The following is a 25875-nucleotide window of genomic DNA, read 5'->3' on the forward strand; positions in this document are numbered from 1 at the left end:
GTTAGAAAACTAATAATTGAATTGCATTGAAAAATGATAACCGAAGATAGCCGTTATAGTGGAATGAGTGATGGGAAAAAGCATCGAATGTGAATTAGAGGGAGTTGTGGATTCATCCACTACTCCCTATTTGAAGCTTCGAAGACCGAGAGACCTTGGGCTCGAGGCGGTGCCTCATCACAAAATCCACTATATTCAAACGGCTATCAATCAGGTTATCATTTTTCAAACTCATTCATTAAATAGTAACTCTTTATAAAATAAGCGCTGTTTCTTATCCCTTCAACCTTCGGTAGAATCTCTCAATTTTTGCACAAAAAAAGGAGGGAAAGCAATTTGCTTTCCCTCCGTAATTCCTAGGAATTATTTATTTTTTAAGTTGTAGAACGCTGATAGACCTTGGTAAACAGCTAAGTCACCTAATTGATCTTCGATACGTAATAATTGGTTGTATTTAGCAATACGGTCTGTACGGCTTAATGAACCAGTCTTGATTTGTCCAGCGTTTGTTGCAACTGCGATGTCAGCAATTGTTGAATCTTCAGTTTCACCAGAACGGTGTGAAACAACTGCAGTGTAACCAGCTTTTTGAGCCATTTCAATTGCGTTGAATGTTTCAGTTAAAGTACCGATTTGGTTTACTTTGATTAAGATTGAGTTTGCAATACCTTTTTCGATACCACGAGATAAGATTTCAGTGTTAGTTACAAATAAGTCGTCACCAACTAATTGAACTTTACCGCCTAAGCGTTCAGTTAATAATTTCCATCCATCCCAGTCGTTTTCGTCACAGCCGTCTTCGATTGTGATGATTGGGTATTTTTCAACTAATTCAGCTAAGTATTCTACTTGTTCAGCAGGAGTACGTTTAGCACCTTTTTCACCTTCGAAGATTGTGTAATCATATACGCCATCTTTGAAGAATTCTGATGAAGCACAGTCAAATCCTAAGAATACATCTTTACCAGGTTCTAGACCTACTTTTTTGATTGCAGCTAAGATTGTTTCTACAGCATCTTCAGTTCCTTCGAATGTTGGAGCGAAACCACCTTCGTCACCTACAGCAGTTACTAAACCACGGTCGTGTAAGATAGCTTTCAATGCGTGGAATACTTCAGCACCCCAACGTAAAGCTTCTTTGAATGTTGGCGCACCAACTGGTAAAATCATGAACTCTTGGAATGCGATTGGAGCATCTGAGTGAGATCCACCGTTAACGATGTTCATCATTGGTGTTGGTAATACTTTAGTGTTGAATCCGCCTAAGTATTGGTATAAAGGTTGATCTAAGTAGTCAGCAGCTGCGCGTGCTACAGCGATAGATACGCCTAAGATTGCGTTAGCTCCTAATTTACCTTTGTTTGGAGTACCATCTAATTCGATCATTAATTTGTCGATCGCCATTTGCTCACGAACATCATAACCTAAGATAGCTTCAGCGATAATGTTGTTCACATTGTCAACTGCTTTTTGAACTCCTTTTCCTAAGTAACGAGATTTGTCGCCGTCACGTAATTCAACTGCTTCGTATTCACCAGTTGAAGCTCCTGAAGGAACCATACCGCGTCCGAACGCTCCACTTTCTGTGTAAACTTCAACTTCGATTGTTGGGTTTCCACGTGAGTCTAGTACTTCTCTTGCTAATACATCTGTAATAAATGGCATGATTTATTAACTCCTTTAAATTTTATTTTGTACGTTATTATTTTAATCGAAAAACTATAGACTTTCAAGAATTCCTAAGGTTTTCTTTATTTTTCAATCAATGTTTCACCAGTCATTTCTGCTGGTTTTTCAACATTTAAAAGATCAAGCATTGTTGGAGCAACGTCTGCTAAACGTCCACCCTCACGCAATGTAACACCTTTCTTCGTAACAATCACTGGTACTGGCACTGTAGTATGTGCAGTATGTGGTGTTCCTTCTGGTGTAATCATTGTTTCTGAGTTACCGTGGTCCGCAAAGATAATTGCGCTACCGCCTTTTTCAAGGATGGCATCCACCACTTTACCTAAGTTTTCGTCCACTGCTTCAATCGCTTTGATAGTTGGTTCTAACATTCCTGAGTGTCCAACCATATCTGGGTTTGCAAAGTTCAAGATGATGGCATCATTTTCATCATTGATGATTGAATTGTATAATGCATCTCCTACTTCATAAGCACTCATTTCTGGTTTTAAGTCGTAAGTTGCAACCTTTGGAGAAGGAATTAAAATACGATTTTCGCCAGGGAATTCTTCGTTACGTCCACCATTCATGAAGAATGTTACGTGTGGATATTTTTCAGTTTCAGCAATACGTAATTGTGCAAGACCTGCTTTAGATAACACTTCACCAAGAACGTTTGTCATTGGAATTGGTGGGAATGCTACTTCTGCATCCACGCTTGGGTTATATAAAGTCATTGTCACAAATTTAACATTTGTAGCACGTGCACCACGGTCAAAGTTTGTCCACTCTTTATCAGTGAACGCATTTGATAATTGGATTGCACGGTCAGGACGGAAGTTGAAGAAGATGATTGCATCGTTGTTTTCAACTTTTGCCACTGGTTTGCCATCTTTAACGATTACTGATGGAATAACGAATTCATCTGTAACGTCTTTAGCATAGCTATCTTCGATAACTGCTTGTGCGCTTTCGAATTGTGGTCCTTCGCTATGAGCAATGGCATCATAAGCTAATTTCACACGTTCCCAACGTTTGTCACGGTCCATTGCATAGTAACGACCTGACACTGTTGCGATTTCTCCAACGCCTACTTCAGCTAATTTATCTTCTAATGTTTTGATGTAAGAAGGACCAGCTTTAGGGTCTACGTCACGTCCATCCATGAATGCATGAATGTACACTTTGTCGATTCCTTTTGCTTTAGCTGTTTCCACTAATGCTAATAAATGGTTGATGTGGCTGTGTACCCCACCATCAGATAATAATCCGAATAAGTGTAATGCAGAGCCGTTTTCTTTCACGTGGTTAAACGCACCATTTAATGCTGGGTTTGACTCGAATTCACCATCTAAAATCGCTTTGTCGATACGAGTTAAGCTTTGGTAAACGATACGTCCAGCACCGATGTTTGTATGACCTACTTCTGAGTTCCCCATTTGGCCATCTGGTAGACCTACATCTAATCCAGAAGCTTTTAATGTTGTATGAGGGAATTCGTTATAATAACGATCAAAATTTGGTTTTTTTGCTTGTGCAACGGCATTACCTTCAACTTCTGGTCTCCATCCGAAACCATCTAAGATAATGATTGCAACTGGTGATTTTGCCATTATTTTACTGCCTCCAATAATGCTAAGAATGAATCTGGTTGTAAGCTTGCTCCACCTACAAGAGCTCCGTCCACATCTGGACAAGCCATGTATTCAGCAATGTTTTCTGGTTTTACAGATCCACCGTATTGCACGCGAACTTTGTCAGCAACTTCTTGACCGAAGTCAGCTGCTACTACGTCACGAACAACTTTACACATTTTTTGAGCGTCATCTTGAGATGCTGATTTACCAGTTCCGATAGCCCAGATTGGTTCATAAGCAATCACTAATGATGATACTTGTTCGTTTGATAAACCTTTCAATGCTGCAGAAACTTGTCCACCTACGAATTCAGAAGCTTTTCCTGCTTCGTAAGTTTCTAATGTTTCTCCACAACAAATGATTGGTGTTAAGCCGTTTCTGAAAATAGCATGTGCTTTTTTGTTGATATCTTCGTCAGTTTCGTGGAAGTATTCACGACGTTCTGAGTGACCGATGACTACGTAGTGCACGCCCATTTCAGCTAATACTTTAGGTGAAGTTTCACCTGTGAAAGCACCAGCATCTTCAAAGTAGCAGTTTTCAGCAGCTACTTTTAATTCTGAACCTTTCGCATATTCTAATAAAGTAACTAAGTCCACTGCAGGAGCAGCAATAGCACTTTCTACACGTTCGCCTGAAGGTAATTTACCAACAACAGCTTCCACAAAAGCTTGAGTTTCTTTTGGGTTTTTATTCATTTTCCAGTTTCCGGCAATAATTGGTTTACGCATATACACAACATCTCCTTTTAATGTTTAAAATTATTTATCACTGATAGCAGCAACACCTGGTAGTTCTTTACCTTCTAGATATTCTAGAGAAGCTCCACCACCTGTTGAAATGTGAGTGAATTTGTCAGCGTAGCCTAGTGAGATTGCAGCAGCAGCTGAGTCCCCACCACCGATGATTGTAGTTGCGCCTTCAAGGTTCGCAATCGCTTCACATACACCGATAGTTCCTTTAGCAAAGTTTGGTAATTCGAATACACCCATTGGTCCATTCCATACAACAGTTTTTGCATCTTTTAAGTAGCTTGCAAATAATTCAACTGTCTTAGGTCCAATATCAAGCCCTTCTTGATCTGCTGGGATTGCATCTGAAGCAACGATTGTAGCGACTGCATCGTTAGAGAATTCTTTAGCAACAACGTTATCGATTGGTAATACTAATTTGTCGCCAGCTTTTTCCATAATTTCTTTTGCTAATTCAACGCGGTCTAATTCTAATAATGAAAGACCCACTTCACGTCCCATTGCTTTGAAGAATGTGTACGCCATTCCTCCACCGATAAGAACTTTATCCGCTTTGTCTAATAAGCTGTTGATAACTCCAATCTTGTCTGAAACTTTCGCTCCACCTAAGATAGCCACGAATGGACGTTCTGGATTATCTACTGCGCCACCGATAAATTTGATTTCTTTTTCCATCAAGAATCCAGCAGCTGATTCTAATTGGCTTGCAATACCAACGTTTGAAGCATGCGCACGGTGAGCTGTACCGAATGCATCGTTAACGAATAAGTCGCCTAAAGAAGCCCAATATTTACCTAATTCAGGGTCGTTTTTAGATTCTTTTTTACCATCTAAATCTTCGAAACGAGTATTTTCGAATAATAAAACATCGCCTTCGTTAAGTGCATTAATAGCAGCTTCTAACTTTTCTCCACGAGTTTCTGGAACGAAAGTCACTGGTTTTTCTAATAACTCAGATAAGCGTTCTGCAACTGGACGTAAGCTCAATTTAGCTTTGTCTTCTTCTGATTTCACTTTACCTAAGTGAGAGAATAAAATCACTTTCGCATTGTGGTCAACTAAGTATTTGATTGTTGGCAATGCTTGAACGATACGGTTGTCGTCTGTAATCACGCCATCTTTCAAAGGTACGTTAAAGTCCACACGAACTAAAACTTTTTTGCCTTCAACTTGTAAGTCTGTAACGATTTTTTTAGCCATAAAATAGCCTCCTACATTTTTATTTGGAGCGAGTGCATTACTCACATTATGAAAACAGGGCGAGGAAGCGAATGCTTCCATCGCCCTGAGAAAATAGATACGATTAGCCAAATCTATAGTTTAAATTATAGTTTTGCAAAGTATTCTAAAGTACGAACTAATTGTGCAGTGTATGACATTTCGTTATCGTACCAAGCAACAGTTTTAACTAATTGTTTGTCGCCTACAGTCATTACTTTAGTTTGAGTTGCATCGAATAATGAACCATAAGTGATACCTACGATATCAGAAGAAACGATTGGATCTTCAGTGTAACCGTAAGATTCATTTGCTAATTCTTTCATAGCTGCGTTAATTTCTTCAGCAGTAACTGGTTTTTCTAAAACTGTTACTAATTCAGTTAATGAACCTGTTGGAACAGGAACACGTTGTGCAGCTCCGTCTAATTTTCCGTTTAATTCTGGGATTACTAATCCGATAGCTTTAGCAGCACCTGTTGTATTAGGAACGATGTTTACTGCTGCAGCACGAGCACGACGTAAGTCACCTTTTGCGTGAGGTGCGTCTAATGTGTTTTGGTCACCAGTGTAACCGTGGATTGTTGTCATTAAACCTTCAACAACACCAAATTTATCGTTTAATGCTTTAGCCATTGGAGCTAAGCAGTTTGTAGTACATGAAGCACCAGAGATAACAGTTTCTTTACCTGTTAAAATGTCGTGGTTTGTGTTGAATACAACAGTAGGAACGTCATTTCCACCAGGAGCAGAGATAACAACGCGTTTAGCGCCACCTTTTAAGTGTAATTCAGCTTTTTCTTTAGAAGTGAAGAAACCAGTACATTCTAATACGATATCAACGCCTAGTTCACCCCATGGTAATTCTTCAGGATTACGGTTAGCAAGTACTTTAACTTCTTTACCGTTAACGCGGAAAGCACCATCTAACACTTCAACTTCACCGTTGAAACGTCCTTGAGTTGAATCATATTTTAACAAGTGAGCTAATTGCTTAGCGTCTGTTAAGTCATTGATTGCAACAACTTCTAATCCTTCCACATCTTGAATACGACGGAATGCTAAACGACCGATACGTCCGAAACCGTTAATACCAACTTTAACTGTCATATAGTTTTTCCTCCTAGGAATTTTTATTTTATTTTTTGCGGGTTGCCCCGTTCAAAACCAACTCTGATGTCTCCTTGTCAATCACAAACCAGGTGCGATCTACCGGAGCTAATTTGGCATATGCTTTTAAAGCAGCTGCCTTCTCTTCGCCTTCCACAACAGCAATCGAATGTGGAATCGTAGATAAATCACTAAGATGCAGCCCTACTCGTGGAATTTTTAACACCACATTTCCTTCTGCATCGAAGAAACAACCGAATGCTTCGCCAATTGCTTTCTTCTCTTTTAACGTAGCCATTTGTTCTTCCAAGAGGCCACGTCTCTCTCCCATAATAATAGCACTTCCAACGCTATATAACAAACACTCCGCCTTTTTCATGAGACCAATCGTCTTTGCGACGGAAGGTTCTTGCATTAAGGGCGTATAAGTTGCTTGTTGGACATGTTCTGGAACAAAGAGCGCTTCATGATGGGCACCAATTCCAGTTGCCATTTTTTCACTGACATTATTCGCCTGAATCAGCATCGAACCAAACATTCCCCCTCTTGCAGGAACAATTGTAAGATCTCGATTCACAGAAATCTCTTTTGTGAACCCTTCGCTGACACGGACCATCGTTTGACCACCCGTGATGGCAATAATGGAAGTTCCAAGCGGTAAAAGCACATCCATAATTTCTTGTACCAACTCAGATGTTTTTTCCGGATCATCTACAACTTTTACATACTGAACGCCTAAGGTTTTAGCCACCTTATGTTCCACCAGACTCATCTGAATAAAGTTGTTTTTTAAATCATCCGAACGTTCTAATATAAATTCGCCAATTTCCGTAAGATGCATTCCTACGCCTTTCACTTCGATGAGGTCTAATTTCTTCATCGCCTCACATTCATTACGAAGTGTTCTCTCAGACATTTGAACCACTTTTGCAAGTGCCCTACGTCCAATGGGTTGATACGTTGCAATAGCTTGTAAAATACGAAAGCGCGTTTGAAGTGCAACCCTGCTTTCTGGAACCAACAAATGAGATAGATTAAGATAATTCATCGAAACCTTCCTCCAATCGCTTCCTAACAGGGCCTAATTACGTCCCACTATTTTTCTAGTATCTTTGAACGTCTATTGCTGAATACATGTATATTTTACCATAAAACAATAAAAATGCAACTATACGCATATTACAAATTGGTTAAGATCTATGATACACAGGGACACATTTCGTCCCGATTTGCTTATTAATCTTTTCATGGCAGGTTTCTCCGTCGTCCATCACAAAAGAAATTTCTAAATGGGCTCCGACTTTTTGAGCTATCTTCTCCAAATATAAAATCGAGGGATTATGGTGTCCTGAAACTAACCGTGACAAATGTGCTGGTTTTATCCCAACCTTTTCTGCAAACTCGGTACGAGAGAGTCCGGACACAAGTCTCAACTCTGTAATCCTTGCTGCCATTTCTTTTAGAGTGAAATCTAAATCTAAGTCTTTTTCGTAGTTCTCCCAATCGAATGACAAGCCTGCTATCGAACGCTTCAGATTTTGATCCATTTTTTAAAGCCTCCTCTTTAGTATATACAACTGGAATGTTCAATTTAGTCTTCGTTTTATTCCCCCACATTTCGAGTATCGCAGGACTTAATCCTTCCTTATCCAACAGCTTAAGAGCAGCAAGCATTTTTATCTTCTCTTTATACGGTCTACTATCCACAAACTCTAACGTTCTTGGGTCAATCTGATGTTCTATTTTCATATTTTTCCCTCCCGCTTAAACATTACCATATTTGGTAATTACCATATATGGTAATGTTGCTCTCTTCGTATACTTTTTTGCTCTCTTTTCAACAAAAAAGACTGGAAATCATTCCAGTCTTTTATACAAATCATATTTTATTTTTAACGATTTACGTCTACGTCTTTACGATTCATTAAAATCGCAAAACCTCCTAATACGCTAAGAGCACCTATAATCGTAGTGAAAATAGTTGTAGAAGTTCCAGTTTTTGGAAGATCAGATTCAGAAGTAGTCGTGGACTCTCTTGGTGTCACTGTAGTTTCTGTAGTAGATCCTTCAGTCGTACTAGTTTCTGTCGTTGTTGATGAAGATATTGGTTCTTCTGTTGTCGTTGATTCTGTTGTCGACTCCGTTGTAGTCGTTGAAGACGTTGTAGATTGGGTAGTCGTTGTTGTTGTCGGTGCAGTAGTAGTCGTTGTTGGTTCTTCTGTTGTCGTTGTAGTAGTTGTAGTAGTGGTTTCTGCCTTATTCACTACATCTTTACGAACAACGCCATTGGCTGCATCCGCTACGTTTACTGTAATTTCTTCCTCGGAGAGAACATATCCGGCTGGAGCTTTTGTTTCTTTAATCGTGTATTTTGGTTTGATTAAACTATCAAATGTTACCACACCGTTAGCATCTGAAGTTGCAGTTTTCACTAATGTTCCTTCATAGTATAATCCGAATTCCGCACCTTGTAGTTTTTCACCAGTGTCTGATTTTTTCGTTAATTCCACTTTGAAAATATTACTTCTTGCATTACCACCATCTTCTTGGTAAACAATTTGAGCATCTGCTACCGATTTCCAACCCGTCGAATCTTCCATCGTAGCGTTGTTATTTAAAAGCATTCCATTTGCTGGAGCGCCTAGTAAATCCACATCGTATTTTACATAGTAACCTCGGTTTGGATTAAATGGTTTCAAACTCAATGTGAATGACTTACCATCTGGTGAAAACTGCGGGCTATAACTTGCTGTTACGTCTTCTTGATATCCTAAACGAATAGAATTATCTGTTGTATCTGTATACCAAGTTCCAGACATCACTCTAAAGCTGGATTTATCAATCTTCGCATTTTCGTATTGAATTGTATCACCAATCATTATATCCGTAAAATTAAGATAATTTTGGTTAACATATATAATGTAATGTAACTTGCTATTATCGTTTGGATCTTGCCAACCAGATTTAGCGAAATCTTGAGGTTCCATTCCGGCAATCCCAGTATAATTGACAACTCCTGAATACATTGGAGTGTGGTTTACGGTTACTGTTAAAGGAATTTGTTGTGCTGTACGCGCTACATTGTGGTCGATACGAACCGTCATAGTGAAGTTCCCTGAGAAACTTGCACGCTGTGTTACATAGTTTGTAAAGGTTAATATAGCTTGTTTACTTGTAGAGTCAATGGTTGCATTCGCTACTACTTGTCCGTTCACATCACGAATTTCAAATGATTTTCCGACAAATATTACCTCTTCAGGCAATTGAATCGTTGCAGTATCTCCTGGCTGTACTTGACCATTATTAAATGCAAACTCTGCATTTAAACGAAAGTTCTCCCAAGAACCAACGCCCTGAGTTAAAGGTTCTCCTTGGCTATTTTGTATATCTATTCTTGTAATCACATTATCCACAACCGCAGATTCTATTTTAGGTTGTTGAAATATTACAAAAAGAGCAACCAATAATGTCATTAAAAGAACAATTAACTTCTTGTTTTTAATCATTTTTATCCCCTTTCTCCTTACCTTTTTCACAGATAATACGCTAAAAATTCACATAGATCTCAGGTGAAAAAAGAAAATTCAATTTAGAATAAATCTATTATACACGAATTTATTTAAAATTTAAACCCTCATCAAACCAAACTTGCATAACTCCTTAAAATTAGGTACACTATTATTCGAATGTCGCCTTAGTGTAGTGGATATCACATAAGATTCCGGTTCTTATAACAGGGGTTCGACTCCCCTAGGCGGCTCTAAAATCATTGATTCAATAAAAAAGAAGCAGAAATTTCTGCTTCTTTTTTTATTTATCTATTATTTATTGAAAGCCTCTTTTTTTCTAAAGAAAAGAAGAGTTGTTGCTGAAAGAATTAGCATCATCGCTACCATAACAGTATTTCCAACAGATGTTCCAGTATTTGGCAACTCTGAGTCCTTTTGAGAATCTTCCTTCGAAGTGTCCTCAGAAGGGATTCCGTTGATGACGCCTGAATTACTTGTTGAGTTTTGAGTAGTGCTTAGACTATCCGTTCTAGACTCTGTCGTAGTAACTGTTGTTGAAACAGATGTTGTTGTCGGAGCTTCCGTTGTCGTTGGAGCTACTGTTGTCGTTGGCGCTACTGTTGTCGTCGGTGCTTCCGTTGTTGTAGGCGCTACTGTTGTCGTTGGAGCTTCCGTCGTCGTTGGAGCTTCCGTTGTTGTAGGCGCTACTGTTGTCGTTGGTGCTTCCGTTGTTGTTGTCGTTGTCGTAGTTGTCGTCGTAATTGGCTTATCTTTTAAGTTTAAAGACACCCCATCTTTTCCAAGAACCAATGTATATGTTTTGTCATCAATCTCATATCCAGCAGGTGCTTTTTTCTCTTTAATTGTAAAAGTTTGACCAACATATTTTGCATCAAATGCTTTTGAAGTAGCAATCCCTTTTTCATTCGTTGTTACTTCGAATTTTCCACCATCTGGATCTGTAATTTCATATACTGCACCAGCAACAGGGTTTAGTTTAAAGGTATCTACTTTTACAATTCGAATTTGATACGCAGTTGACGCAACAATCGTCCCTGAATACAAAGAAGTTGCTGTTGCTTCAAAAGCAGTTCTTGTAACATTACTTCTTTGTGTTAATAATGTTCCATCTTGTTTAGCAAGTGTAATAACATTTTTTACCTTCGCACCATTATTTGGTGTCGTAGTATCATAAGTTACGTAATATTTTTGAGAACCATCTTTAAAAGTCACACTAAAATTCGTATAATTCTCATTCCAATTAACGGTATATTCGACCCCTTCTGTTAATAAAACCGAGTCTGTTTGAGTCGCAGATGTTCTATCTGTTAGAGAAGGAGAACTGTACACTTTTAACGATTCTGGAATATATTGAATAGCTGCAACACTTGAGTCATTTGGTAAGTCATCGTTTAATACCAAGTTAGGACCGTTATCTTGTCCCCCCGTATTTACACGAACTCTCCATCTTGAAAGGAACTGACCAGAACTTACTGAACCAATTTCTTTTAGCTTATCAGAAGTCCAAGAAATTTTTTGGGCTGTGCCCCCATTTTTTGCGAAGTTTTCATACCCAACTGTTGGTCTTACTTGTTGTGTCGTTGTTGTATGGGTTTGTTCAAAAGTCTCTACTAACGACTTAGAATCTAATATTAATTTATGATTCGTAAGGTCTTTTTTGTATAAAAAGTTTAGAGAGAAATTTCCATTAACATCCTTAACGACGTTCGCACCCTTCGCTTTTAAGTACTCCTCTAGATTTTTAAGAGTAACCGTGATGGTACCCCCTTGTTCGTCTCCATTATCGTTAAACTTCAAATCCGCAATTGTCACATTAGTAGTAGGGTCGACTAATTCCATATCATTATTTCCGTATAATGATACAGGTGCAGGAATATTTATTTTAAAATTATCACCATTTGATAGATTCCCATTATATTTTGACAAATCAAAGGTCATTCTCAATCGATATCCTTGATTCGTTCTTAATTGATACACTCCATCTTTGTCAGGTTCTAATGTATTGTCTAATTGATCTAATAAAGTAACACCTGTCACGACTTTTTCAAGTTCTTTTACTTCAGAGGCAACGGATTGTTCATTTGCTAAAAAAATTAATGAAAAGAGTGACATTACAGTAACCAATAAAATGAGCCATTTTTGTTTTTGTTTCATATTTACCTCCCCTTCTATAAATAAACATAATAATATAGAATAATATACAATTTTATTAGAGTGAAGTCTATTGATATTATCTCGCAAAAAAGAGGTAAGAAGAATTTTCTCTTACCTCTAATCATTTTGAAACTAGTTTCTGTCTACAGGCTTCTTATAATGAAGAAAAATCCCAGATATCCGTTGCTAAACCTTCATAAAATTCTGGCTCATGGCAAACCATTAAAATGCTTCCCTTATATTCTTGTAAGGCGCGTTTTAATTCCTCTTTTGCATCAACGTCCAAGTGGTTTGTCGGTTCGTCGAGTACGAGCACGTTTGACTCTTCATTCATTAACTTACAGAAGCGAACTTTTGCTTGTTCTCCCCCACTTAGTACTTGCACTTGACTCTCGATGTGCTTACTGGTTAATCCACAACGAGCGAGCGCCGCACGTACTTCTGGTTGTGTCATCGATGGGAAAGTATCCCAGATTTCTTCTAAGGCTGTTTTACGATTTCCTTTTGGTGTTTCTTGTTCGAAATACCCAAGGTCGATATAGTCCCCACGTGTTACTTTTCCATTCAATGGCTTAATAATTCCTAATAAACTCTTGAGTAGTGTCGTTTTCCCAATCCCATTTGCACCGACAATGGCAATCTTTTGGCCACGTTCCATTTCAAGATTCACATGTCCTGTTAGTGGACGATCGTATCCAATCACTAAATCTTCGGCTTGGAAGATGTAACGACCAGGAGCTCTAGAAGTCTTGAATTCGAATTTTGGTTTTGGCTTCTCGCTGGCTAATTCGATGACTTCCATCTTATCCAGTTTCTTCTGACGTGACATCGCCATATTACGTGTTGCCACGCGCGCCTTGTTCCGGTTTACGAAATCCTTCAAGTCCGCAATCTCTTTTTGCTGGCGGTTATACGCCGCTTCTAGTTGCGCTTTCTTCATCGCATACACTTCTTGGAACTGATCATAGTCCCCCACATAACGGTTCAGCTCTTGATTGTCCATATGGTAAATCAAGTTGACTACACTGTTTAAGAATGGAATATCATGCGAAATTAGAATAAATGCATTTTCGTATCCTTGTAAGTAACGTTTCAACCATTCGATATGCTCTACGTCCAAGTAGTTTGTCGGCTCGTCGAGTAATAAAATGTCTGGTTTTTCTAATAATAGTTTTGCAAGCAATACTTTCGTACGTTGACCACCACTGAGCTCGCTCACGTCGCTATCCATCCCAAAGGCTGCAACGCCTAACGCACGCGCTACTTCATCGATTTTCGCATCGAGAATATAGAAGTCGTGGCTATCTAATCGCTCCTGCAATTCGCCCACTTCTTCTAGCATCGCGTTCATTTCGTCTTCGTTTGCGTCACCCATTGCCATATACAATTCATTGATACGCGCTTCTGCCACAAATAAATCGTCAAAGGCTTTTTGAAGGACGCTGCGAACCGTCATGCCTGGTTCAAGCACTGTATGTTGGTCCAAGTAACCCACTTTCACATTTTTAGACCATTCGATTTTTCCTTCGTCTGGTTGTAATTGTCCGGTTACGATATTCATGAAGGTTGATTTCCCTTCACCATTGGCTCCAACGAGTCCGATGTGCTCCCCTTTTAATAGACGAAAGCTCACATCATTGAAGATGGCTCTTTCACCGAATCCGTGTGTTAATTTTTCTACATTTAAAATACTCATCAACGTTCTCCTTAAGTTTTCTCTGGGACATTGTATCATAGTTTGCGATAAATTCAAAAAATGCCAAAAGAAATACGGAGCAAGAAACGAATTCCTACTCCGCATTTTTCTACTATTTAAATTGTGCTTTGTATAAAGCTGCATACGCTCCGTTTTTGGCGAGCAATTCTTCATGCGTGCCGTCTTCTGTCAGTCCCTCTTCAGTAACGACAATAATACGGTCTGCATTTTTAATCGTAGCAAGGCGGTGAGCGATAATAAAGGTCGTTCTCCCTTTTGCTAACTCGTCAAACGATTGTTGAATGAATTTCTCCGTTTGCGTATCGAGCGCACTCGTTGCTTCATCCAAGATTAAAATCGAAGGATTCTTCAAGAAAATACGAGCGATTGAGAGACGTTGTTTTTGTCCACCGGATAACTTCACACCGCGTTCTCCAATATGCGTGTCTACTCCATCTTCTAAATCTTCGATGACTTCTTTTAGTTTTGCTTGCTCAATCGCACGGTCTACTTCTTCGTCCGTTGCATCGAGTCTTCCGTACAACACATTTTCGCGAATCGTTCCATTAAAGAGGAACACATCTTGTTGCACGATACCGATTTGACGGCGAAGCGATTGTAAGGTGAAACGATTGATGTTTGTTCCATCGACCAAGATTTCCCCTTCTTTTAAATCATAGAAACGTGGAAGTAAGTTCACAAGCGTTGTCTTCCCAACCCCACTTGGTCCAACGAAGGCAACGGTTTGCCCTGGTTCGACCGTTAAATTGATATGTTCTAACACTTTCTTATCTTCTTCGTATCCGAATCCCACGTTTTTATATTCCACTCGTCCTTCAAACGGTGGAGCAGGAATGGCATCGGGTGCGTCTTCAATATCGATTTCGACATTCATTAATTCTTTGAAACGACGGAATCCCGCAAACCCTTTTGGATACAGTTCAATCATGGAGTTCATCTTATTAATCGGTCCTACGAATACATTGGACAGTAAGATATAACCGACTAATTCTCCAGCTGTTAAATCGCCGATGACCGTGAAGTACGCCCCCACGATTAAGCTGAAGAGGTTAATACTACGCATTAATAAGTAGTTGAAACTACTGCTCGTTCCCATCGTGCGATAGAACGCAATTTTATTCGAACGATACTCTTGAATAAGTTCTTCGAAGAGTTGTTGCTCATGGCTTTCGTTGGCAAAAGCCTTCACCACTCGCATTCCGCTCAGTACATTTTCTAGACCAGCCGTATAGTTAGCTAATCCCTTGTAGATATTTCGATTAATACGAGACATGCGGCGGTTAAATACCGCAAGAGCCACTGCAATAATCGGTACGAAGAAAATCGTCAATAGTGCAAGCGTTGGATGCACTTGGTACATTAAGAAGAATGAAGCTATCAAGGTCATAATTGCAATAAAAAATTCTTCTGGGCCATGGTGAGCTAGTTCGCTAATATCGAATAAATCACTCGATAAGCGGCTCATCAATTCCCCGATTTTCATATTATCGAAAAACGAGAAGGATTGTTTTTGGACCTTCGCGAATAACTCACGGCGCATATCCGTTTCAATATTAATCCCTAAAATATGCCCCGTGTACACGACAATAAAGTTCAAAGTTGTCGAGAAGGCATACAGCGCAAGTAATCCAGCTCCCACGAGTAGAATTTGTTGTAAATTTTGAGACGGTACAATCTTATCGATAACACTTCTCACCATTATTGGAAAGGCAAGCTCGAGAATGGCCACGATTACCGCACATGTAAAATCGAGTAAGAATAACTTCTTATAGGGTTTGTAATAATGAATAAAATCTTTAATCACGTTTTCTCTCCTTTCGCATAATGTAATGTACTCCAGTCTTTTGTCTTATAGACGATATGTCCATAAAGAACCGTTAACGCATTTGACAATAACATGGCAATCCATACACCGGTAGCCCCGAGTGCTGTAAAGGCTCCGAGCACCCAAATAATTGGGAGGCGCAAGATCCAAAGACGTCCAACTGACATGTTCATGGAGTATTTCGTCACGCCACATCCTTGGAAGAATCCGTTGTACGCTGAAAATAAGCCCATGAAGAAAATGATAAAGGCGGTATAGTTTAAATACTCAACGGCATTTGCCCAAAGAACAGCATCCCTTCTGTCTTTAATAAAGATTCCAAGAATAGGAGATTGGAAGAAGAAGACAACCACACAGCCAACTGTTGAAATCATCAGCACCCATAGTAATGCTCGTCTAAAGATGGCATGCGCACGGTCATAAAGTCCTGCCCCCATATTTTGTCCGATAATAGCTGTTAGCGCCGCCCCGATTCCCATCTGTGGTTGCGTCAGTAAATCCGAGATGCGGTTTACCATCGAGTACGCAGCAAGTACTGACGTTCCATAAGACTGAATGAGTCCATTTAAAACTGTGAATCCTAATGCCGCTCCTCCATACCCAAATGCAGATGGCCATGCGACTTTGAGAATTTCTTTCATCACTTCTTTATCCACTTTGACGTGTTTCAAATAGATTTGAATTTCCGATTCCTTACGAACCGCACGAATGGCAAGCACTAGTAACAACACTTTAGCAATGACCGTTGCCCAACCAGCTCCTTCAATTCCCCAGTTTAACCCGGTAAGGCCTACAAAAGGAATTGTCGCAAAAATAAAGATAGGATCTAGAATTACATTTGAAATAGAAGAAGCCGCACTAATCATTGTAATCGTACGTGTTCTTCCTTGTGCATTTAGCAAGGATTGATAGCCAAAGTAGCAAAAATCAAAGAAAAGTCCAATGAAGTTAATTTTCAAATACGCTACGGATTTTGCTAAAAAAGTGCCCTCTGCCCCCATCCATTCCACGAATAGAGGTGCTAAGAAATAGCCTATCACGGATAACACGAATCCAAAGAAATACGTCAAAATCATCGCATTCCCCGCATAACGTTTAGCTTCTCTAAATTTTCCTGCTCCAAAGTATTGAGCAATCAGCGCGGTTGCCCCAACGCTTATCCCCATTCCAAGAGAAATAAATAAAAAATTCAACGGCCAAATAAACGCTGTTGCCGCAAAATCTTCTGCTGACAGTTGCGCCACATATAATCCATCCGTCAAATTGTATAAAGTCCGAATTAAATTGTTTATCATTAGCGGAGTCGCAATCGTTAAAATTACACGATTAATATGCCCCGTCGTTATAAAATTTTGTTTTTCCAAAATAATCACCTGTTCTAGTATACATGATATCCTCACCTCTGTGAACACATACCACGAACAATTCAACTTTTCTGCTTTTCTCTAAGAGTATAAAGGCTCGCTTTTGGGACATGGGATGTCTTCATAATAGCGGTAATAGGGCACCGGTTCGAGCCAAAGTCTCTCACCTCTAAAACTCAAAGCGGGAGTAAGGAACCCTTCCTAACTCCCGCTAATTCGCTTTTAGTGCCAGCCCCTATTACTACTATTATAGAATCCCATGTCCCTTCGCGAGCCTCTGTGCATTCTTATAAGGTAGAAAAAGTGTCCTGCTCTGTCTCCCTTCACCAGATTTGATGAATAAATAACTTCCTATTATTTTGCAAACAAAATTTTAAAGCACGTGATTTTAAAGAAACTAGAACAAAACCTTAAAGAAGCTCCTCATTCGTTTTTTAGCCCGTACGAAGCACACACAAACTTGCTTCCGTTCCCTCCGAGACAAAATTTCTAAACACGTTCTCAAAGAAACAAAAAATAAGCAATTCAAAAGTTAAGCACTCCCTAACATTTTTATACAAGCAGGTCTGAAGAATCATTTGGTCCATAGTAGCGACAATAGCGAGTGTAATCGATGCGAATTAGTAGGAGGTAGGAATTGATTCCTTACTCCTACTTTGAGGCTTGATAGGCAGTGAGACCCAAGGCTCACGCCGATACAGCTATTGTAGCTACTATAGAGATCCAAATGATTCATAAAAGACCTGCAGTCTGTTTACCAAAGCACAAAAAAAGAGTTAGGCACCAGCCTAACTCTTTGGAATTTCTCAAAATTATTTTTTAGTTTCTTTGAAGACAACGTGTTTACGTAATTTTGGAGAATATTTTTTTAATTCTAAACGCTCTGGATTGTTACGTTTGTTTTTGCTTGTTAAGTATAAACGTTCACCTGTTTCAGCACATTCTAATAAAATGTTGATACGCATGGATGACACCTCTCATTCAATTTATTTCATTAACTCATTGAGTTTCATACTGGTATATATTAACAAATGCCGTTCGCTTTGTCAATTCACAATACCACGGATTCAAAAAATTTATTCCTATAAAACTTTTTGAATCCAACCTTCTGGAGCTTCTACGTCCCCATACTGAATTCCTACTAGTTCATCATATAAACGTCTTGTTACTGGCCCCACTTCTGTTTCTGAATAGAACACATGGAAGTCATCCCCATTTTGAATTCCACCAACCGGAGAAATAACTGCAGCTGTACCACAGGCTCCTGCTTCAGCAAAAATATCTAATTGATCAACATACACATCTGCTTCTTTTACAGTCATTCCTAAACGGTGCTCTGCTAACCATAGTAATGAATATTTCGTAATACTTGGTAAGATGGATGGAGAGTAAGGGGTGATAAATTGATTATCTTTTGTAATTCCGAAGAAGTTTGCAGCTCCTACCTCTTCAATTTTTGTATGTGTCAACGGATCAAGGTAAATACAGTCGCTGAAATGACGTTCTTTGGCTTCTTTCCCTGGCAGCAAGCTTGCTGCATAGTTCCCGCCGACTTTAGCAGCCCCTGTACCTACGTGTGCTGCACGGTCATATTCAGAAACGATGAAGTTCGTTGGTGTTAATCCACCTTTGAAATAAGCTCCTACTGGCATTACAAAGATTGAGAAAATATATTCCGTTGCTGGACGAACCGCTACATTGTTTCCAACCCCAATCATGAACGGACGGATATATAAACTTCCTCCAGTTCCGTAAGGTGGTAACCATTGTTCGTTTGCCTTCACCACTTTTTTCACAGCTTCTACAAAGCGTTCTTCAGGGAATTCAGGCATGAGTAATCGACGGCAAGAACGAGCCATACGAGCTGCATTTTGATCCACACGGAATAAGTTAATGCTGCCATCTTTACAACGGTATGCTTTTAACCCTTCAAAACATTGTTGTCCATAGTGAAGTGCAGTTGCAGCTTCGTCAACCTTTAATACATTATCTTCAATCAATGCGCCTTCATCCCACTGTCCATCTCTGTAATAGCTGATGAAGCGTAAGTCTGTCTTAATATAATCGAATCCTAAATTATTCCAATCTAAATTTACTGTATTTGTCATATTGACCCCTTCTTTCCTAAATTACTCGACTACTTTATATTCTCCGGTGAGACTATCCATCTCCTCTAGCTTATGGTCTTTAGCATGATATCTAAAAAATCCATAAATTGACGTCGAAGAACGTTCCTCATGTCGAATTTGTAAATCGATGGTATCGCTTGTTTGAGCTTGAATAATAATGTCATAGTTCTCATTTAGAACGACTTTCTTTCTTTTTTCAATCTCTGCAATCGCTTGTTTCGCAAGTGTATTTCCACTTTTTTGTTCTACTGTAGTTTTTTGTTCTACAGTGGTTGTTTCAACCTTCGAAGAATTTGTTGTATCTGGAGATTTTGTCGTATTTTCTACTTTTTCTCCTTTGGACTCTGTTGTTGAAGACTGATTATTGGAAATTTGAACACCCGGAGCAGAATTATCTGCTGTTTGTCCTGACCTACGTGAACACGCTATTAATGTTAATCCCAAAAATGTAAATACTAGTCCTTTTATGATATTTTTGCTCATTCATACACCACCTTTCACATTTTTATTATTCTATCATAATTTTTCTGAAAAGTATTTCATTTCACATTATTGTAATTATATTGAAAAGCGGGTCACCTCTCTCTTTTTCTTTCCACTTTGTTTCCAATAAAAAATGCCCTATCATAGCTACAACTATGATAGGACCTTTCTGTGAATGTTATTGTTTTTCTTTAATTTCTTCCACGTAATTATAGACCATATGTCCTGCTTGTCCGCCATCTCCAACAGCTGTTGTGATTTGACGTAATGTTTTTTGACGAACATCGCCGACTGCAAAAATCCCAGGAATAGAAGTTTCCATTTGCTCGTTTGTCACGATCCAACCTTCTGCATTTGTGATATTTAAGTCTTTAAATGGATCTGAAACTGGTAATAAACCAACGTAAATGAAGACACCATCCGCGTCATGCGTTGTTACTTCGCCTGTATTCACATCTTTTACGCGAACGCCTGTGATTTTAGAACCGTCTCCTACGAATTCTTCAACGGTTGAATTCCATAAAAAGTCGATTTTTTCATTGGCGAATGCTCGGTCTTGCAATACTTTTTGTGCACGTAATTGATCGCGACGGTGAACGATAGTCACGCTTTTTCCGAATTGTGTTAAATACGTTCCTTCTTCAACCGCTGAGTCTCCTCCCCCAATGACGAAGATTTTCTTATCTTTGAAGAATGCTCCATCACATACCGCACAGTAAGAAACTCCACGCCCGGCATATTCTTCTTCACCAGGAACGTCTAATTTACGGTGATAGGAACCAGTCGCAATGACAACTGCGTAGGCATAGTATGTTTTCTTGCCAGCAGTAATCACTTTAACGTCTCCGTCTAGTTCAATTTTTGACACTTGGCCATAAGCATATTCTGCGCCGAATTGCATCGCACCTTTATACATATTGTCCGCTAATTCTGGCCCAGAAATTGTAGGGAAACCAGGGTAATTTTCTACATCTGAAGTATTTAATAATTCTCCTCCAGGAACACCTTTTTCTAAGATTAACGTTTTTAAATTCGCACGAGAAGTGTAAAGTGCCGCTGTCATCCCACCAGGGCCACTTCCGATAATGACTACATCATAAATTGTTCTTTCTTCCATCAGAGATTCTCCTTTTGTATAAACTAAGAGCGCTGAGACATAGTCCAACGCTCTCCTTCCATTTCAGTTTAAAATACGAACATCAATTGGGCAACTTTATTGCTCACTAGTATTTCCTTCTAGTTTCTTCCCTAATGCAATCACGTATTCTTTTAAGCTATCTTTGATTTCTGGATGTTCTAATCCAAATTCAATACTCGTCTTCATGAATCCAAACTTATCGCCCACATCAAAGCGTTCACCTTTAAATTGCTTAGCAAATACTCTTTGCGTTAAGTTCAATGTATCAATGGCATCTGTTAATTGAACTTCTCCACCTGCACCAGGTTCTTGCTTTTCTAAAATTTCAAAAATTTCTGGTGTTAATAAGTAGCGTCCAATAATCGCTAAGTTACTTGGTGCTTCTTCAGGTTTTGGTTTTTCAACGAAACGACGAACATTGTACAATCCATCTTCTACTTCACTTTCTGGATCGATAATTCCATATTTATACGTTTCTTCATGAGGAACTTCCATCACAGCAATATTTGAAGCATGAGTTCTTTCGTAGCCTTCAATCAATTGTTTGGTTAATGGAACTTCGTCACGCATAATATCATCCCCAAGCATGATCACAAATGGTTCTCCACCGACAAAGGCTTTTGCTTGAAGTACCGCATCCCCTAATCCTTTTGGATAGGATTGACGAACAAAGTATAAGTTAATTCCTGTTGTTTCTTGAACGAGTTCTAATAACTCTTTCTTTCCTTTAGCCTCAAGGTTTGACTCTAATTCGATGTTTGAGTCAAAATGATCCTCAATTGGACGTTTGCTCTTACCAGTCACAATTAAAATATCTTCAATTCCTGATGCTAGAGCTTCCTCTACAATATATTGAATCGTAGGTTTGTCCACGATTGGTAACATTTCCTTTGCCATCGCTTTAGTTGCTGGTAGGAAACGAGTTCCAAGTCCTGCAGCTGGAATGACCGCTTTTCTCACTTTTTGCATCTGTTTGTCCTCCGATCAGCTTATTGGTGTTCTTTGATGGATGCTTCTGATTTATATTCACGCCCCATTAGGCATTGAATTTCTTTACGAACATCGTGTCCGTTATATAACACATTGTATACAGCAGTTGTAATTGGCATTTCAATATTTTTTTCTTTTGCCAATTCATACACTGCTTTACAAGTTTCGACCCCTTCAACAACCATTCCCATATTTTCTAGAATCGTTGGAAGTGGAATTCCTTTCCCAATTTGATCCCCACATCTCCAGTTACGAGAATGAATACTTGTACATGTAACAATTAAATCTCCTACCCCACTCAGTCCAATAAAAGTCAGCGGATCTGCTCCAAAAGCAACTCCAAGACGACTGATCTCTGTTAATCCTCTTGTCATCAAGGCCGCTTTTGCATTATCCCCATAGCCTAGACCATGAAGAGCCCCTGCGCCAACAGCAATCACGTTTTTAAGTGCAGCTCCCATTTCAACTCCGACGCAATCAGTATTCGTATATACACGGAAAAATGAATTGCTGAATAATTTTTGTACGTATTTTGCAGACTCTATATTTTCACACGCAGCAGTAATCGTCGTAATATCGCGTCTTGAAACTTCTTCTGCATGACTTGGTCCGGATAACACTACGATATCCTCGTAGCGATCACGGTCCAATTCTTCTGCTAAAATTTCTGAGATACGTTTATACGTTTCCTGCTCTAGCCCTTTACTTGCATGAATAATCATCGGTTTATTCTTGAGCAAGTCATTTAATTGCTTCGCCACTATACGAATCGCTTTTGTTGGAAGTACGAATAAAATCGCATCCACATCTTTTACCGCTTCTGCTAAATCTAAGTAACCTCTAATCGAAGGATCTAAGAAAACACCAGGTAAGAAATGTTCATTCGTATGGCGCTCATTAATTTCTTTAATTTGAGCTTCATTATTTCCCCAAAGACGAGCCTCATGTTGGTTTTCTGCTAGCACCATCGCTAATGCAGTCCCCCAAGAACCAGCTCCTAAAATGGCGATTTTTTTCATATCAAAACTCCTTTACACTTTTCCAAATAATATTGGAGATTGTGGATTATCGATAGAGACATAATCCGGAACCGCTGGCACTCGTCGTCTTCTTACAACAACCAGACCAATTCCTAATAGGAATAATACGATTGAAACTAGTTGAGAAATTCTGATGACGTTAAACATCCAGAGGCTATCTGTACGCATTCCTTCGATGAAGAAACGACCAAATGAATACCAAATTAAATAGCCAGCCGCTATTTCTCCTACTTTTACCCCTTTACGTCTACGAAGATAGAATAAAATAAGAACTCCGACAAACGACCAAAGTGATTCATATAAGAACGTTGGTTGGTAATAAGCTCCATTGATATGCATTTGTTCAATAATGAAGTTTGGTAAATGCAATCCTTCTAAGAAAGCACGGGTTGTAACCTCTCCATGGGCCTCTTGATTCGTAAAGTTCCCCCAGCGACCAATTGACTGAGCCAGCAATACAACAGGGGCCAAAATATCAAGAAGTAACGCAAAAGAAACTTTCTCTTTTTTAGCAAACCAATACACCGTTGCTGCCCCTGCAATGACTCCCCCGTAAATGGCAATACCACCATGCCAAATTTGAATAATTTCGGCTGGATTTGCCAAATAATATTGCCATTCAAAAAGAATGTAATACAATCTTGCTCCAACAAAACCAAGTGGAACTGCCCAGAATACCAAATCAATAATAAAATCTTTTCGATATCCTTTTCTGGTAGCTTCCCTATCTGCTAAAGTCGTTGCTAAATAGATTCCAAAGGCAATAATAATGCCATACCATCGTACTTGTAACCCTCCAATTTCAAAAGCAATTGGATTAATGGTCAAGGCCATTTCTAATACATTCATTTACTGTTTACTCCTAAACTTCTTTATTTTCTTCAATCAATTTAGATAATCGATTGGTAAAGTTTTCTGTAGCATCAAAGCCCATTTTTTTAGCGCGGAAGTTCATACAGGCTACTTCAAGAATAATCGATACATTTCGACCTGTCTTCACTGGAATACGAATTTTAGGAATTTCAACTCCTAAAATTTCGACATTTTCCATATTTCCACCTAATCGATCGTATTTCTTATCAGGGGTCCAATTTTCAAGATGAACCACTAAGTCTACTTGCTTAGAATCTAAAATAGCTCCTGCTCCAAATAGCGTCATCACATCAACAATCCCGACACCACGAATTTCAATCAAGTTATTTAAAATCTCTGGCGCTTCCCCAATTAAGGTTAATTCATCGTAGTGATATAGTTCCACACGGTCATCTGCAACAAGACGGTGTCCTTTTTGAACCAATTCTAAGGCCGTTTCTGATTTACCAACTCCACTTTCACCAGTGATAAGTAATCCAATCCCAAAGACATCTAGTAGTACCCCATGCATTGAGAAACGTTCAGCTAGTCTACCTTCTAAGAAATTTGTCACACTACTAGAAACCTGAGTCGTTTTAGAAGAAGCCTGTAAGATAGGAATCTTTGCTTTTTCTGCTGCTTCAACAAGCTCTTTTGGCGGTTCTAATTTACGAGAGATAATAAAACATGGCGTATCTGGAGTACATAGGAGCTCCATTACTTCATATCTCGATTGCGAATCCATCTCATGCGCAAAAGACGTTTCAGTTCGTCCTAATAATTGAATTCTCTCCGATGGATAAAAATTAAAATAACCGGCTAATTCTAATCCCGGTCTTGAAATTTCACTTGTAACAATTGGTCTATCTAAATACTCTTCTCCATAAATTGGTTTTAAGTGAATATTTTTGATTAACTCTTTCACCGTAACAGGTTTCATAACATCCCTCTTTTCTTCATTCCTTTCTACTATACCATATTTTAGCGCTTTCTTGTACGGTTTTAGATTTTATTAAACAATTCCCACTTCTATTTTCAATTCAATAACCAATAATCTAAAATCAAACTTTTTGCTATTTCTATACTTTTCTATATAATAAATTTCAGTTTCATAAAGGAGGAAACATAAAATGGTCTTTTATTCATATGATTTTCTAAAAAGTAAAGTACAACAAATCGACTATATTCAACTTGGATTAATTCTATTTGTCATTGCAGTTTTAGCAATTGCTCTCTACCGATATTTTAAAAACAAACAAGATACAAAATTCCGCGAATTAGCATTAATCGCAGTCATTGGTATTCTAATACTGGCTGGTTCTAAGATTTCTGAATTACAATCTTCTAAAAATTCAGAAAACCAATACTCTGGAGCTCTTCGTTTTGTCGAAACGATTGCTTCAGACTTACACGTCAATAAAGAAGACATTTATATTAATACAGAAGCCGCAAAAGATGGTGCCATTGTAAAAGTTGGGGACCAGTTCTATCGCGTATTAACAGGGGATAGCCCTGATCATTACCTGCTTGAAAAAATGGAAGTACATAATCCAAAAGTGACAATTAAGGAGGCTGAATAATTTGAACTTTTCATATATCGATGTCGCAATCAAACTTGCGCTTGGTCTATTATCATTAATTGTTGTTATTAACTATACAGGAAAAGGAAATCTGGCTCCTACATCTGCCAGTGACCAAGTTCAAAACTATGTACTCGGGGGAATTATCGGGGGTGTGATTTACAATCCATCCATTACAATCCTACAATACTGCATCATTCTATTAATATGGTTTGCTTTAGTATTATCACTTCGTTGGATGAAAACAAACAACAGTAAAGTGAAAAAAATGATTGACGGGGAACCCTTACAATTAATTAAACGAGGAAAAATGGATGTTGAAAATGTCCGCCTAGCCGGTCTAACAGCACAAGAAGTAGCCTTTAAATTACGTGCACAAGGCGTCTACTCCATTCGTGATGTAAAAAGTGCCATTTTAGAGCAAAATGGACAATTAATTCTTACGAAAACTGGAGAAGAAAATCCAAAATATCCTCTCATTACAGATGGCGTTATTCAACATAACATTTTAGAAGTTATTGATAAAACTGAAGAATGGGTGACTGAACAACTTACTGCCCAAGATATTCAAGATCCTTCTGAAGTATTTCTTGCAGAATACAATAGCGGCCAATTGACGGTTGTAAAATATTAATCGAAGTCAACAAAAAAAGCGCCTTTGATATGTACCCCCTTTACTGGACAAACCA

General features: G+C 38.8%; 22 protein-coding genes and 1 tRNA gene. 3 read left to right on the forward strand and 20 right to left on the reverse strand.

The window, feature by feature from the left end:
- Positions 1–363 precede the first annotated feature (363 nt).
- From eno to HMPREF3103_RS08145, 8 genes are all read right to left on the reverse strand, one after another.
- Positions 364–1665, reverse strand: coding sequence for a phosphopyruvate hydratase (eno, locus tag HMPREF3103_RS08110; RefSeq protein WP_049554534.1), 1302 nt, complete (start codon positions 1663–1665; stop codon positions 364–366).
- An 86-nt stretch (positions 1666–1751) separates the two neighbouring features.
- Positions 1752–3281 (reverse strand): 2,3-bisphosphoglycerate-independent phosphoglycerate mutase, encoded by a 1530-nt coding sequence (gene gpmI, locus HMPREF3103_RS08115; RefSeq protein WP_070439133.1) that lies wholly within the window; start codon positions 3279–3281, stop codon positions 1752–1754.
- Positions 3281–4036, reverse strand: coding sequence for a triose-phosphate isomerase (gene tpiA / locus HMPREF3103_RS08120; RefSeq protein WP_005607135.1), 756 nt, complete (start codon positions 4034–4036; stop codon positions 3281–3283). The genes gpmI and tpiA overlap by 1 nt, the downstream gene beginning before the upstream one ends.
- Positions 4037–4066: 30 nt before the next feature.
- On the reverse strand, positions 4067–5257 hold the full coding sequence (gene pgk, locus HMPREF3103_RS08125; RefSeq protein ID WP_039849192.1) for a phosphoglycerate kinase: 1191 nt from the start codon (positions 5255–5257) through the stop codon (positions 4067–4069).
- Between the two features lie 125 nt (positions 5258–5382).
- Positions 5383–6384, reverse strand: coding sequence for a type I glyceraldehyde-3-phosphate dehydrogenase (gene gap / locus HMPREF3103_RS08130; RefSeq protein ID WP_005607139.1), 1002 nt, complete (start codon positions 6382–6384; stop codon positions 5383–5385).
- Between the two features lie 28 nt (positions 6385–6412).
- A complete protein-coding gene (locus HMPREF3103_RS08135) occupies positions 6413–7432 on the reverse strand; it encodes a sugar-binding domain-containing protein (protein ID WP_070439136.1) in 1020 nt (339 codons plus the stop codon).
- A 142-nt stretch (positions 7433–7574) separates the two neighbouring features.
- The gene (locus HMPREF3103_RS09425) at positions 7575–7931 is read right to left on the reverse strand and encodes a helix-turn-helix domain-containing protein (protein WP_083278778.1); all 357 of its coding nucleotides are present in this window, start codon (positions 7929–7931) and stop codon (positions 7575–7577) included.
- 345 nt (positions 7932–8276) lie between these two features.
- The gene (locus tag HMPREF3103_RS08145) at positions 8277–9890 is read right to left on the reverse strand and encodes an Ig-like domain-containing protein (RefSeq protein WP_070439138.1); all 1614 of its coding nucleotides are present in this window, start codon (positions 9888–9890) and stop codon (positions 8277–8279) included.
- A 182-nt stretch (positions 9891–10072) separates the two neighbouring features.
- On the opposite strand from HMPREF3103_RS08145, the gene HMPREF3103_RS08150 reads away from it, so the two are divergent.
- A tRNA-Arg gene (locus tag HMPREF3103_RS08150) sits at positions 10073–10144 on the forward strand.
- Between the two features lie 61 nt (positions 10145–10205).
- Here HMPREF3103_RS08150 and HMPREF3103_RS08155 read toward each other — a convergent pair.
- The 12 genes from HMPREF3103_RS08155 to hprK all read right to left on the reverse strand — a co-directional run bounded on the left by HMPREF3103_RS08155 (position 10206) and on the right by hprK (position 24546).
- Positions 10206–12068: a SpaA isopeptide-forming pilin-related protein gene (locus tag HMPREF3103_RS08155; RefSeq protein ID WP_070439141.1), complete on the reverse strand. Its 1863-nt coding sequence runs from the start codon at positions 12066–12068 to the stop codon at positions 10206–10208.
- A 154-nt stretch (positions 12069–12222) separates the two neighbouring features.
- Complete coding sequence (locus HMPREF3103_RS08160; RefSeq protein ID WP_070439144.1) at positions 12223–13764, reverse strand: ABC-F family ATP-binding cassette domain-containing protein; 1542 nt, start codon at positions 13762–13764, stop codon at positions 12223–12225.
- 112 nt (positions 13765–13876) lie between these two features.
- Complete coding sequence (locus tag HMPREF3103_RS08165; RefSeq protein ID WP_070439147.1) at positions 13877–15589, reverse strand: ABC transporter ATP-binding protein; 1713 nt, start codon at positions 15587–15589, stop codon at positions 13877–13879.
- Positions 15586–16983, reverse strand: coding sequence for an MATE family efflux transporter (locus HMPREF3103_RS08170; protein ID WP_371440387.1), 1398 nt, complete (start codon positions 16981–16983; stop codon positions 15586–15588). The genes HMPREF3103_RS08165 and HMPREF3103_RS08170 overlap by 4 nt, the downstream gene beginning before the upstream one ends.
- 803 nt (positions 16984–17786) lie before the next feature.
- Positions 17787–17939 carry a 50S ribosomal protein L33 gene (gene rpmG / locus HMPREF3103_RS08175; RefSeq protein ID WP_005607156.1) on the reverse strand — a complete coding sequence of 51 codons (153 nt, stop codon included), beginning with the start codon at positions 17937–17939 and terminating at the stop codon, positions 17787–17789.
- A 117-nt stretch (positions 17940–18056) separates the two neighbouring features.
- Positions 18057–19082 (reverse strand): branched-chain amino acid aminotransferase, encoded by a 1026-nt coding sequence (locus HMPREF3103_RS08180; protein WP_049554524.1) that lies wholly within the window; start codon positions 19080–19082, stop codon positions 18057–18059.
- A gap of 21 nt (positions 19083–19103) precedes the next feature.
- Positions 19104–19586 (reverse strand): hypothetical protein, encoded by a 483-nt coding sequence (locus HMPREF3103_RS08185; protein ID WP_049554523.1) that lies wholly within the window; start codon positions 19584–19586, stop codon positions 19104–19106.
- 178 nt (positions 19587–19764) lie between these two features.
- Positions 19765–20703: a thioredoxin-disulfide reductase gene (gene trxB / locus HMPREF3103_RS08190; RefSeq protein WP_049554522.1), complete on the reverse strand. Its 939-nt coding sequence runs from the start codon at positions 20701–20703 to the stop codon at positions 19765–19767.
- Positions 20704–20799: 96 nt separating this feature from the next.
- Positions 20800–21693, reverse strand: coding sequence for a UTP--glucose-1-phosphate uridylyltransferase GalU (gene galU, locus HMPREF3103_RS08195; protein ID WP_070439150.1), 894 nt, complete (start codon positions 21691–21693; stop codon positions 20800–20802).
- A gap of 20 nt (positions 21694–21713) precedes the next feature.
- Positions 21714–22733: an NAD(P)H-dependent glycerol-3-phosphate dehydrogenase gene (locus HMPREF3103_RS08200; protein ID WP_070439153.1), complete on the reverse strand. Its 1020-nt coding sequence runs from the start codon at positions 22731–22733 to the stop codon at positions 21714–21716.
- Between the two features lie 12 nt (positions 22734–22745).
- Entirely contained in the window at positions 22746–23603 is an 858-nt protein-coding gene (gene lgt, locus HMPREF3103_RS08205) for a prolipoprotein diacylglyceryl transferase (protein ID WP_210387111.1), read from the reverse strand.
- 13 nt (positions 23604–23616) lie between these two features.
- A complete protein-coding gene (gene hprK, locus HMPREF3103_RS08210) occupies positions 23617–24546 on the reverse strand; it encodes an HPr(Ser) kinase/phosphatase (protein ID WP_070439156.1) in 930 nt (309 codons plus the stop codon).
- 190 nt (positions 24547–24736) lie between these two features.
- Here hprK and HMPREF3103_RS08215 point away from each other — a divergent pair, with 190 nt between their 5' ends.
- The gene (locus HMPREF3103_RS08215) at positions 24737–25186 is read left to right on the forward strand and encodes a DUF3290 domain-containing protein (protein WP_005607172.1); all 450 of its coding nucleotides are present in this window, start codon (positions 24737–24739) and stop codon (positions 25184–25186) included.
- Between the two features lies 1 nt (position 25187).
- Positions 25188–25820: a DUF421 domain-containing protein gene (locus HMPREF3103_RS08220; protein WP_070439159.1), complete on the forward strand. Its 633-nt coding sequence runs from the start codon at positions 25188–25190 to the stop codon at positions 25818–25820.
- Positions 25821–25875: the final 55 nt, after the last annotated feature.

This window comes from Granulicatella sp. HMSC30F09, assembly GCF_001806915.1.
In the GTDB taxonomy this organism is placed as follows: Bacteria; Bacillota; Bacilli; order Lactobacillales; family Aerococcaceae; genus Granulicatella; species Granulicatella adiacens.